Raw genomic sequence first — 11,313 nt, 5'->3', positions numbered from 1 at the left:
CCTGGCTGCACTTCTACAACACTGGCCGCCGACACACTGCGCTCGGCGGCCAGCCACCGATCACCCGACTGTCACCAAAGTCATGACCGGGTACAGCTAGGCCGCCTCGACGTCGTACGCCGTCACGCGTACCGTCTCGTCGTCCAGGCACTGCCCGCTCAGCAGGTCGAAGCGCTGCTTGAGCAGGGGGGAGGCCACGAAGGGGCGGCCCCGGTGGGTGCCGGTCAGGCCGCGGGAGAGGACCGCCGCGCCGGTGAACGGGTCGCGGTTGTCGACGCCGTACAGGCGGCCGGAGCGGTCGCGGAAGAGGGCCGCCTGGCGGCCGTCCGGCAGCAGCGCCGCCACACCGCGGCCGGGCAGCAGCGCGCTGAGGTCGCAGACCGGGAACCAGCCGTCGTCCAGGCGCAGCCGGACCTTCAGATCGGTCGTCTCGGGTGCCAGGGTCATCGCTGGGCGCTTCCTTCCAGGACGTCGTGGGCGGGGCGGGTGCCGATGGACAGCAGCGGCAGGTCGGGCTTCATCTGGTCGCGCTCGGGCACGAACCCGACCACCGGGTCCGGGGTGTCGGGGGCGTTGACGAAGGACACGAACCGGGCGAGTTTCCCGGGGTCGTTGACGGTCTCGGCCCACTCGTCGCGGTAGTAGGAGACATGGGCCGCCATCTGCGCCTCCAGCTCCTCGCAGATGCCGAGCGAGTCGTGCACGACCACGTCCCGCACATGGTCCAGGCCGCCCGGGACGCGCTCCAGCCACACGCTCGTGCGCTCCAGGCGGTCGGCGGTGCGGATGTAGTACATGAGGAACCGGTCGATCAGGCGGACCAGTTCGGCGTCCGACAGGTCCTGGGCGAGCAGGTCGGCGTGGCGCGGGGTGGCGCCGCCGTTGCCGCCGACGTACAGGTTCCAGCCGTTGGCGGTGGCGATCACCCCGAAGTCCTTCGACTGGGCCTCCGCGCACTCGCGGGCGCAGCCCGAGACCGCCGACTTCAGCTTGTGCGGGGACCTCAGGCCCCGGTAGCGCAGCTCCAGGTCGATGGCCATCCGTACGGAGTCCTGCACGCCGTAGCGGCACCAGGTCTGCCCGACGCAGGACTTCACCGTGCGCAGGGACTTGCCGTACGCGTGCCCGGACTCGAAGCCGGCGTCCACCAGCCGCGCCCAGATCAGCGGCAGCTGCTCGACCCGCGCGCCGAACATGTCGATCCGCTGACCCCCGGTGATCTTGGTGTAGAGACCGAAGTCCCGGGCGATCTCGCCGAGCACGATGAGCTTCTCGGGTGCGATCTCGCCGCCGGGGATGCGCGGCACCACGGAGTACGAGCCGTTCTTCTGCAGGTTGGCCAGGAAGTGGTCGTTGGTGTCCTGCAGGGCCGCCTGCTCGCCGCCCAGGACGTAGCCGTCGGCGCCGATCGTGGGCGCGAGGGAGGCGATGACCGAGGCGACGGCCGGCTTGCACACCTCGCAGCCGTCCCCGCCCCGGGCGGTCTCGCGGCCGTAGCGGTCCAGCAGGTCCTGGTAGGAGGTGATGCGCAGGGCGAGGACGATCTCGTACAGCTCCTCGCGGGTCCGCTCGAAGCAGCCGCACAGGCCCTTGTCCACCTCGACGCCGCTCGCCTCCAGCTCGTCGTTGACCAGCTGGGTGAGCACCTTCACGCAGCTGCCGCAGCCGGTGCCGGCCCGGGTGCACTTCTTCACCTCGGGCACGGTGGTGCACCGGTGCTCGGTGACCGCGCCGCGGATCGCGCCCTTGCTGACGTTGTGGCAGGAGCAGATCACCGCCTCGTCCGGCAGGGCGGACGGGCCGAGCTGGGCGGGGGCGCCCGCGCCCGCCGGCAGGACCAGCTGCTCCGGCGGCAGCGGCGGCACCGAGCCGGTCAGGGCGCGCAGCGTGCCGTAGGCGTCCGCGTCGCCGACCAGGATGCCGCCGAGCAGCGTGCCGTCCCGGCCGATCACCAGCTTCTTGTACAGGCCGGCGCGGGAGTCGGAGTACACGACGTCCAGGCAGTCCCCGGCGGCGCCGTGCGCGTCGCCGAAGGAGGCCACGTCCACGCCGAGCAGCTTCAGCTTGGTGGACAGGTCGGCGCCGGTGAACTCCGGCCGGTCGCCCGCGCCCGCGCCCGCGTCCGCGTCCGCGGCGATCGCGGCCGCCGCCGTCTGCGCCTGCTCGTAGCCGGGCGCCACCAGGCCGTACACCCGGCCGTCCACCGCCTGGGCGCACTCGCCGATCGCGAACACGCGCGGGTCGGTGACCGTGCGGCAGTGCGCGTCCACCACGATGCCGCCGCGCTCGCCGACCGCGAGGCCGCAGTCGCGGGCCAGCTGGTCGCGCGGGCGCACACCGGCGGAGAACACCACCATGTCGGTGGCGAGTTCGGAGCCGTCGGACAGCTTCATGCCGGTGACCGCGCCGTCCTCGCCGGCCACGATCTCCTGGGTGCCCGTGCCGGTGTGCACGGTCAGTCCCATGCCCTCGATGGTGCGCAGCAGTGCCGCGCCGCCGCCCGCGTCGACCTGCACCGGCATCAGCCGCGGTGCGAACTCCACGATGTGGGTGCTCAGCCCGAGGCCCTTGAGGGCGCCGGCCGCCTCCAGGCCGAGCAGCCCGCCGCCGACCACCGCGCCGGTCGTCGCCCGCGACCTGGCGTACTCCTCGATGGCGAGCAGGTCCTCGATCGTGCGGTAGACGAAACAGCCCTCGGCGTCCTTGCCGGGGACCGGCGGCACGAAGGGGTACGAGCCGGTGGCGAGGACGAGGACGTCGTAGCCGACCGTGAGGCCGGAGCGGGCGGTGACCTCGCGGGCCGCACGGTCGATGGTCTCGGCCGGGTCGCCCAGACGCAGTTCGATGCCGTGGTCCTCGATGAACGCGAGGTCGGTCAGGGACAGCTCCTCGGGCGTGGTGCCCGAGAAGTACGAGGTCAGCTGGACGCGGTCGTAGGCGGGGCGCGGCTCCTCGCACAGCACGACCACGCGGTGCGTGGCGGTCAGGCCGCGCTCGGCGAGCGCTTCGAGGAAGCGCTGGCCGACCATGCCGTGGCCGACGAGCACGATCGTGGGGCGGGGCGGGTCCCCCACAGGTGCGGTCGTGGACATCAGGAGCCTCCATCGTTGGTGAGCAGGTGGAGCAGGGGGCCGCCGTCCGCGGGGAGCGGCTCTGCTCCCTCCCAGGCGCGGGCGAGCGCGCCGACGGCGCCGAGTTCGCCGACGAGGACCCCGCCGACCAGGCGGTCGTCGCGGACGACGACCTTGCGGTAGGTGCCGCGGGTGGCGTCGGCGAGCTGCACGACGTCGTCGCCGGGCGCCGGTTCGGTCTCCCCGAACGCGGCGAGGTCGAAGGGCGCGTCCTGCCCGGCCAGGGCGGGGCCGTTCAGGGTGAGCCGGGTCAGGGAGCGGGTGCCGGTGTAGCGGGCGGCCGGGCCGGCCGCGTCGCCGGCGAGCAGCTCGGCCAGCGCGCCGGCCTGTTCCAGCGCGGGGGCGGCCAGCCCGTACACCGTGCCGGCGTGCTGGGCGCAGTCGCCGACGGCGTGGATGCGCGGGTCGGAGGTGCGCAGCTCGTCGTCGACGAGGACGCCCTTGTGCACGGCCAGCCCGGCGTCCTCGGCGAGCCCGGTCCTCGGGTGCACCCCGCAGGCCAGCACCACGAGGTCGGCGTCCAGGGCGTACCCGTCGGCCAGCTCCACCGAGCGGACGGCGCCGCCGGCGCAGCGCACGTCCCGCACCCGGCACTCGGTGTGCACCTCCACGCCGAGGTCGCGCAGATGCCGCAGCAGGAGCGCGGACGCGGCCGGGTCCAGCTGGCGCTCCATGAGGCGCTCGGCCTGCTGGGCCAGGACCACCTGGGCGCCGCGCACCGCGAGCGCCCGGGCGGCGGACACGCCGAGCAGACCGCCGCCGACGACGACCGCGCGCACACCCGGCCGGACCGCCGCCGACAGGGCCAGGCAGTCGTCCATGGTGCGGAACGCATGCACGCCCTCGGGCAGTTCGCGGCGCGCGCCGCCGGCCGGCCCGCCCTCGTGGGCGAACAGACCGCGCAGCGGCGGCAGCACCGGGTTGGAGCCGGTGGCCAGGACCAGCGTGTCGTATGCGATCACCGAGCCGTCCGCGCACCGCACCTCGCGCGCCGCGCGGTCGATGCCGGTGACCCGGGTGCGCAGCAGCCCGGGGAACTCCGGCAGCGCGATCACCTCGGGGGCGTACCGGCCGGCCAGCACCTCGGCGAGCAGCACCCGGTTGTACGGCCGGTGCTCCTCGTCGCCGATGAGCAGCGCGGGCGTGCCGAGCTCGGCGAGCCGCCGGGCGAGGGCCACGCCCGCGAGGCCGGCGCCGATCACCAGCACACGTGTTTGCGAGGTCATGTCCCTGAGCGTGCGACGTGGACGTTTCCCGGTGGGATCACCTCTGTTTCCCGTGCGGAACGCTGCCCTCAGCGGACCGGGGCGGGGGGTGTGAGGGGTCCGCGGGGGTGGCGGGGGGCGGTGTGAGGGCGGGGCGGACCGGAGCGGGGCAGGGTTGGGTCGGGTCGCGGCCCGGGGCGGGGGTCCGTCGGCGTGGCTGCGCGGGGCCGCGCGGGGCCATACGGTGCTACGCGGTGCTACGGGTGCCGCGCGGTGTTACCGGCTGCCGGTCAGATGGGCGAAGACGACGACGTTGCCCTGGTAGCCGGTGCTCCTGGAGTAGCCGCCGCCGCAGGTGATCACCCGCAGCTCGGGGCGGTTCGCCGCGCCGTAGACCTTCTCGTCGGGGAAGTCCTTCGCCTTGTAGACCTCGACGGCGTCCACCGTGAACACCGCCACGCCGCCGTCGCGGCGGTCCACCTCGATACGGGCGCCCTTCCTGAGCGCGCCGAGGTCGTAGAAGACGGCGGGGCCGTCGGAGTTGTCGACGTGGCCGGCGACGATCGCCGTGCCCCGCTCGCCGGGGGTGGTGCCGGCCTCGTACCAGCCGGCGAGGTTCTTGTTCTTCGCGGGCGGGACGTCCAGGCTGCCGGACGGCGTCAGCGCCAGCCCGATCAGCGGGGCGTTCACCCGGATCGAGGGGATGCGGACGCGGGTCGGCGGCGACGGCGGCAGCGCGGGCGCCGCGAAACCTTCCTCCCCGGCGACCGGCCGGCCCTCGGCCGCGGCCGGCTGGGGCGGGGAGCCGGCGCCGGCGTCGTACAGCAGCCAGACACCGGAGCAGAGGGCGGCCACGGTGACGGCCGCTATCACGGTGTTGCCGATCCTGCGCATACGCGAACCCCTCTCCCGGACGGCCCCGGCGTCCCCGGGCCCCCTCCGGGCCGCGAGGGGCGTCGGACCCGGAGGGGGAGGGGAGCGCGGTACCGGCGGACGGACAGCGGAGGGTGCCCGTCAGATCCCGTCGCCTCTCGCCCGGCGATGCAGGAGCCAGGTACCGCCCGCGGCGGCGACGGCGAGAGCCGCCACGCCGGCCGCGGTCTGCACGGGGTCGCGGCCCGCGCCGCCGACCCCCGTCTTCACACTTCCGCGGGGCTGCACCTGCCCCTGTGCCGCCGTCAGCGTGACGAACAGGTCGCCCCTGACCTCCTTGCCGCCCTCGGCGCACTGCGCGACGATCTCGTACGTCCCCGGCTGCGCGCTCTCGGGCACCCGGAACTGGCCGATCGCGTCACCCTCGTGCGCGCTGGGCGCCAGCGTGAAGGAGCCCGCGCCCACCGCGCTGGCGTCGCCCGCCGCGCCCGCCTTCTCGCCGCACGCCTTGGTGTTCACGCTGACCTGCCCGCCCGGTACGACCGAGGACGGGAACACCTCCAGGGCGCCGCCCGCCGAGGCGGAGGCGCGGGCCGCCGTGCGAGCGTCCCGCGCGCCGTGGACCTGCGCGCCGTGCGCCGGTGCGCTGAGCGCCCGCGTGCCGCGCGCCCGCATGCCGTGCGCGCCGTGCGCCTGGGCGCCGTGTGCGGGTACGGCGTGCGCCGGGACGCCGTAGGCCGGTGCGCCTTGGGCCGGTGCGCCGTGCGCCGGGACGCCGTGCGCCGGTGCGGCGAGCGTGCCCACGGCGGCGACGGCGAGCGCGGCCCCGGCCACGGCCCCGGTCATCGGGCGGACGGTACGTCGCATCGGCGCTCCCTGGAGCTCGGTCGGTGGGTCACGGCCCGGGGCACCGCCCGGCCGTCGCCGGTCGCGCCCCTGCCCTTCCGAGGTAAGTGGCACTCGGCCGCGCCCGCTTCCTGAGGAGCCGTCAGGTATTGGGGTGAACGGGTGTCGCAGGGCCCGCCAAGACCGGCCCCCGTACGGCGTTTGCGCAGGTCAACGGGTGCGCGCTGACGGGTCGTCGGGAACCACCCGATGGGCGCACGACCCGGGGATGAACGGGTGAACACCGAGGGGCAGGGAGGGGGGAGGGACGGCGGGAGAAGGGCGGCGGGAGCGCACAGGCGGAAGGCCGGCACCCCCACCGGGGTGCCGGCCTCCCGACGTGCGCCGACCGGGTGTGCCCGTCAGTTCACGTTGACCGCGCTCCAGGCCGCGGCCACCGCGTTGTACTCCGTGCTGTCCGCGCCGTAGAGGTCCTTGGCCGCGTTCAGGGTCGCCGTGCGCGCGCCCGCGTACTTCGTCGAGGACGTCATGTACACCGTCAGGGCCCGGTACCAGATCTTCCCGAGCTTGTCCCGGCCGATGCCGGTGACCGTCTTGCCGTTGTACGTGGGGGAGTCGTAGCTCACGCCGTTGATCGTCTTCGGGCCGCTGCCCTCCGCGAGCAGGTACGCGAAGTGGTTGGCGACACCGGAGGAGTAGTGGACGTCGAGGTTGCCGACCGAGCTGCTCCAGTAGTCCGCCGAGTCGCCGTCCCGGGAGGGCTTGTCCATGAACCGCAGGGCCGCCTGGCCGAAGCCGGAGCGGACGATCCGCTCGCCGATCAGGTAGTCGCCCTGGTCGGAGGAGTTGTTCGCGTACCACTCCACCAGCGTGCCGAGGATGTCGGAGGTGGCCTCGTTCAGGCCGCCGGACTCGCCGGAGTACGTCAGCCCCGCGGTCTTGGAGGTGACGCCGTGCGTCATCTCATGGCCGGCCACGTCCAGGGCCACCAGCGGGCCGAAGGTGGTGCCGTCACCGTCGCCGTACGTCATGCAGAAGCAACTGTCGTCCCAGAAGGCGTTGTTGTAGTTGCTGCCGTAGTGGACGCGGTTGTAGGAGCCCTTGCCGTCGCCCGCGATGCCGTTGCGGCCGTGGACGTTCTTGTAGTAGTCCCAGGTCTCGTTGGTGCCGTACTGCGCGTCGACCGCCGCCGAGGAGCGGTCCGCCGTGGTGCCGGTGCCCCAGTGGTTGTCGGCGTCGGTGAACAGGGTGGCGGGCGCCCGCTGGAAGCAGATGCCGAAGATGCACAGGTCGGTCTTGTTGGCCGCGTCACCCGTGAAGGTGTTGCCGCGCGTGGGGTCCTTGAGCTGGTACGACGACCCCGACTGCGTGGTCTCCAGCGCCACCGTGCCGCTGTAGAGCGACTTGCCGTCGCCGGTGGCCGTCTCGATGCTGTCCCAGGCGTCGATCTGCGCGCCCGTACGGGCGTCGGTGAGGACGGTGCGGGCCACCGGGTTGCCCAGGGAGTCCAGCCCGGCCGCGGTGGTGCGCCAGGCCAGGCGGGGAGTGCCGTGCAGGGCGTCGACGATCAGCTGCGGCCTGGCCTTGACCTGCCGCAGCGTGCGGCCGGCGTGCGCGGCGCGCAGCGCGTCGGCCGCGAGACCGGAGGCCTTCTGGGCGGAGAGCCCGGGGGTGGTGCTCGGCAGGGAGAGGGTCCGGCGGGTGGCCCGGTCGGCGCCGCGGTAGGTGCCGTCGGACTTGAGGTGGACCACGAAGTCGCCGCCCAGTACGGGCAGTCGGTGGTACGTCCGGTCGTAGCGGACGTGCTGGGTGCCGTCCTTGTCGACGATCACGTCCCGGACGGTGGTGCTCTCGGCGGAGGTGAGTCCCAGTGCCGCGGCGTGGTGGGTGAGCGCCGAGGCGGCGTTCAGCAGGGCGGCGGCCCGGGTGGGTCTGCCCTCCGCGTGCGCGGCGGGGGAGAGTGCGGAGGCCAGCAGCGCCGTGGTGGTGAGGGCTATGCCGGCCGTGGCGAGGCGGGAAGCGCGGATGTGCCGTGTCCGACTCATCGATCTCCTTGAGCGCGGGCGCCCTGGGGTGGGGCGCGTGGGGGTGGCGCTGATGTTGACTCAGATTTAAGAGGCCATGACATGTCATGTCCATAGCGCCCGCGTGCCGATGTGTGGGGGGAAAGGGCCGGTGCGGTGCCGGTGTGTGGGGGAGGAGAATCGTTTCTGTGATGCTCCCGTTCTTCGTCTACGGCACTCTCCGCCCAGGTGAGCGCAACCATGACGGGCTGCTGCGCGGCCGGGTCAGCGCCGCACACCCGGCCCGGCTGCACGGCGCGGTCCTGTACGACGGGCCCGGCTATCCCTTCCTGGTCGAGCAGCCGGGCGGCGCGGTGCGGGGCGAGCTGCTCACCGCCGCGGCCGGGGAGTACGCGTCCCTCCTGGACGCGCTGGACCGGCTCGAGGGCCATGTGCCCGGGGACCCGGGGAGCCTGTACGAGCGGGTCCAGCGCGAGGTCCTCCGGGAGACCGACGGCACGGCCGTGCGCGCCTGGGTCTACGTGGCCGGCCCCTCGATCGCGCCCCGGCTGCGGGCACGCGGCGCGCTCATCGAGGGCGGCGACTGGCTGAACCGGGGCAGGGGCCGGCCGGGACCCGGCTGAGCCGACGGGGGCCTGTCCGGCCTGGTGGAGTCCCTGAGCCGCGCAGCTACATCCCGGCGGGCTCCGCGGTGTCCGCCGTCTCCTCGCCGGCCGGCATCTCCAGGCGCACCGCGCACACCTTGAACTCGGGCATGCGCGAGGTCGGGTCGAGCGCCGGGTTGGTCAGGGTGTTGGCGCGGCCCTCGCCCGGCCAGTGGAAGGGCATGAACACCGTGTCCGGGCGGATCGCGGTGGTGATCCTGGCGGGGGCCACCGCCCGGCCGCGCCGCGACACCACGGCGACACGGTCGCCCTCACCCGCGCCCAGCCGCGCCGCCAGCCGGGGGTGCATCTCCACGAAGGGGCCCGGCGCGGCGGCGTTCAGCTCCTCGACGCGGCGGGTCTGGGCGCCGGACTGGTACTGGGCCACCACCCGCCCGGTGGTCAGCAGCACCGGGTACTCGTCGTCGACGTCCTCGGCCACCGGCCGGTGCGACACGGCCGCGAACCGCGCCCGCCCGTCCTCGGTGGCGAACCGGTCGAGGAAGAGCCGGGGCGTGCCGGGGTGCGCCGGCGCCCGGTCGCGGCGCGCGTCGCGGAGCGCGTCACCCGGATGTGCCGCCGCGTCGCGGGCGGCAGCGACGCCGGCGCGCACCGTGGCGTCGGCGGGTGCCCGGTCCAGGGCCGCCGCGCCGTCGCGCACCCCGGCGCCGGACCGCACGTTCGCGTCGGCGGCCATGCCCGCGGCCATCTCCGCGTCCGTGCCCGGCGGGTCATGTGGGGCCGCGCCCGGCGGGTCCTCCGCGTCCGCGCCCGGCGGGTCCTCCGCGTCCGCGCCCGGCGGGTCCTCCGGGGCCGGGCACGGCCAGAAGACGCCGTTCTCCTCCGCCAGCCGGCGGTAGGTGATGCCGGAGTAGTCCGCGGGGCCGCCCGCGCTGGCCCGGCGCAGCTCCTCGAAGACCTCCTCCGGATCGGCCGGGAAGCCCTTCTCCACGCCCAGCCGGGCGGCCAGTTCGTGCAGCACCTCCAGGTCGCTGCGCACCCCCGGCGGCGGGCTGATCGCGCGCCGCCGCAGCAGCACCCTGCCCTCCAGGTTCGTCGTCGTGCCCGTCTCCTCCGCCCACTGCGTCACCGGCAGCACCACGTCCGCGAGCGCGGCCGTCTCGGACAGCACCACGTCGCACACGGCCAGGAAGTCCAGCGACCGCAGCCGCTCCTCGACGTGCGCCGCGCGCGGCGCCGACACCACCGGGTTGGAGCCCATCAGCAGCAGCGTGCGGATGTCGGTGCCGAGGGCGTCCAGGAGCTCGTAGGCGCTGCGTCCCGGACCCGGCAGGCCGTCCGGGTCCACGCCCCACACCTCCGCCACGTGCCGCCGCGCCGCGGGGTCCGTCAGCTTGCGGTAGCCGGGCAGCTGGTCGGCCTTCTGGCCGTGCTCGCGCCCGCCCTGGCCGTTGCCCTGCCCGGTCAGGCAGCCGTACCCGGACAGTGGGCGGCCGGCGCGGCCGGTGGCCAGGCACAGGTTGATCCACGCGCCGACCGTGTCGGTGCCCTTGGACTGCTGCTCGGGCCCGCGGGCCGTGAGCACCATGGCCGACTCCGGCCCGCAGAACAGCCGTACCGCCTCCCGCAGCCGTGGAACGGGCACCCCCGTGACCCGCTCCACGTACTCGGGCCAGTGCGCCATCGCCGCCGCCCGCGCCTCCTCCCAGCCGGAGGTGCGCTCCCGGATGTACGCCTCGTCCGTGCGGCCCTCGGCCACCACCAGGTGCAACAGCCCCAGGGCCAGGGCGAGGTCGGTGCCGGGCCGCGGCGCGAGGTGCAGGTCGGCCTGCTCGGCGGTGCGCGTCCGGCGCGGGTCGACGACGATCAGCGTGCCGCCGTTCGCGCGCAGTTCGTCGAAGAAGCGCAGCGAGGGCGGCATGGTCTCCGCGAGGTTGGACCCGACCAGGACGACGCACCCGGTCCTCGGTATGTCCTCCAGCGGGAAGGGCAGGCCCCGGTCGAGACCGAACGCCGCGTTCCCGGCGGCGGCCGCCGACGACATGCAGAAGCGGCCGTTGTAGTCGATCTGCGAGGTGCCGAGCACCACCCGCGCGAACTTGCCCAGCGCGTACGCCTTCTCGTTGGTCAGCCCGCCCCCGCCGAACACCCCGCAGGCGTCCGCGCCGTGCTCCTCGCGCGCGCGGGCCAGCGCCCCGGCGATCCGGTCCAGGGCCTCCTCCCAGGTGGCCGGCGCGAGCGTGCCGTCGCCGGAGCGCACCAGCGGGGAGGTGAGGCGCACCCGGGAGGAGAGCACCGCGGGCGCCGTACGGCCCTTGCCGCACAGCGCGCCCCGGTTCACCGGGAAGTCCGCGCGCTCGCTCACCTCCACGCCCCCGTCCGGGGTGGGAAGGAGGTTCATTCCGCACTGCAGGGCGCAGTACGGGCAGTGCGTGGGCGTCGCGGAGGTGTTCATGCCGCTCAGGGTGCGGCGGCCGTGTTACGCGACCGGGCGGCCTGCTGTTACACGGCCGGGACGGTGACCTCCCCGCCCGGTCCGGGCCACGGTGAGGTGGCCGCCGGCCGGCCCCCGCCGTCAGCGCGTCACGCCGCCGGCGCGGGCCGGCAGCGCGGGCGGGCAGTGCGGGCC

At 74.8% G+C, this 11,313-nt stretch carries 7 protein-coding genes and 1 pseudogene; 1 reads left to right on the top strand and 7 read right to left on the bottom strand.

Annotated features, from left to right (window positions below; all coding sequences use genetic code 11):
- Positions 1-96: 96 nt before the first annotated feature.
- The 6 genes and pseudogenes from nirD to ACI2LW_RS22885 all read right to left on the bottom strand — a co-directional run bounded on the left by nirD (position 97) and on the right by ACI2LW_RS22885 (position 8,100).
- On the bottom strand, positions 97-447 hold the full coding sequence (gene nirD / locus ACI2LW_RS22910; RefSeq protein WP_404733066.1) for a nitrite reductase small subunit NirD: 351 nt from the start codon (positions 445-447) through the stop codon (positions 97-99).
- Positions 444-3,092, bottom strand: coding sequence for a nitrite reductase large subunit NirB (gene nirB, locus ACI2LW_RS22905; RefSeq protein ID WP_404733065.1), 2,649 nt, complete (start codon positions 3,090-3,092; stop codon positions 444-446). Before nirB ends, nirD begins: the two co-directional genes overlap by 4 nt.
- Positions 3,092-4,357, bottom strand: a complete 1,266-nt coding sequence (locus ACI2LW_RS22900) for an NAD(P)/FAD-dependent oxidoreductase (RefSeq protein WP_404733064.1) — start codon at positions 4,355-4,357, stop codon at positions 3,092-3,094. Before ACI2LW_RS22900 ends, nirB begins: the two co-directional genes overlap by 1 nt.
- A gap of 255 nt (positions 4,358-4,612) precedes the next feature.
- Positions 4,613-5,230 (bottom strand): class F sortase, encoded by a 618-nt coding sequence (locus ACI2LW_RS22895; protein ID WP_404733063.1) that lies wholly within the window; start codon positions 5,228-5,230, stop codon positions 4,613-4,615.
- Between the two features lie 120 nt (positions 5,231-5,350).
- A pseudogene (locus ACI2LW_RS22890) lies at positions 5,351-5,776 on the bottom strand (hypothetical protein); the annotation flags it as partial.
- A gap of 680 nt (positions 5,777-6,456) precedes the next feature.
- Positions 6,457-8,100: a M4 family metallopeptidase gene (locus ACI2LW_RS22885; RefSeq protein WP_404733062.1), complete on the bottom strand. Its 1,644-nt coding sequence runs from the start codon at positions 8,098-8,100 to the stop codon at positions 6,457-6,459.
- A gap of 170 nt (positions 8,101-8,270) precedes the next feature.
- Between ACI2LW_RS22885 and ACI2LW_RS22880 the strand changes: the two genes are divergently transcribed.
- On the top strand, positions 8,271-8,702 hold the full coding sequence (locus tag ACI2LW_RS22880) for a gamma-glutamylcyclotransferase family protein (protein WP_404733072.1): 432 nt from the start codon (positions 8,271-8,273) through the stop codon (positions 8,700-8,702).
- A gap of 46 nt (positions 8,703-8,748) precedes the next feature.
- On the opposite strand, the gene ACI2LW_RS22875 is transcribed toward ACI2LW_RS22880, so the two are convergent.
- Positions 8,749-11,139, bottom strand: coding sequence for a molybdopterin oxidoreductase family protein (locus ACI2LW_RS22875; RefSeq protein WP_404733061.1), 2,391 nt, complete (start codon positions 11,137-11,139; stop codon positions 8,749-8,751).
- Positions 11,140-11,313 lie beyond the last annotated feature (174 nt).

This window comes from Streptomyces sp. NPDC004065, from assembly GCF_044903565.1.
Taxonomy (GTDB): domain Bacteria; phylum Actinomycetota; class Actinomycetes; order Streptomycetales; family Streptomycetaceae; genus Streptomyces.
This window is presented reverse-complemented; position numbering and strand designations above follow the sequence as displayed.

Coding starts and splice junctions, on each gene's coding strand:
- ACI2LW_RS22880 (WP_404733072.1), top strand. CDS start 8,271: ATGCTCCCGTTCTTCGTCTACGGCACTCTCCGCCCAGGTGAGCGCAAC.
- ACI2LW_RS22900 (WP_404733064.1), bottom strand. CDS start 4,357: ATGACCTCGCAAACACGTGTGCTGGTGATCGGCGCCGGCCTCGCGGGC.
- nirB (WP_404733065.1), bottom strand. CDS start 3,092: ATGTCCACGACCGCACCTGTGGGGGACCCGCCCCGCCCCACGATCGTG.
- nirD (WP_404733066.1), bottom strand. CDS start 447: ATGACCCTGGCACCCGAGACGACCGATCTGAAGGTCCGGCTGCGCCTG.
- ACI2LW_RS22875 (WP_404733061.1), bottom strand. CDS start 11,139: ATGAACACCTCCGCGACGCCCACGCACTGCCCGTACTGCGCCCTGCAG.
- ACI2LW_RS22895 (WP_404733063.1), bottom strand. CDS start 5,230: ATGCGCAGGATCGGCAACACCGTGATAGCGGCCGTCACCGTGGCCGCC.
- ACI2LW_RS22885 (WP_404733062.1), bottom strand. CDS start 8,100: ATGAGTCGGACACGGCACATCCGCGCTTCCCGCCTCGCCACGGCCGGC.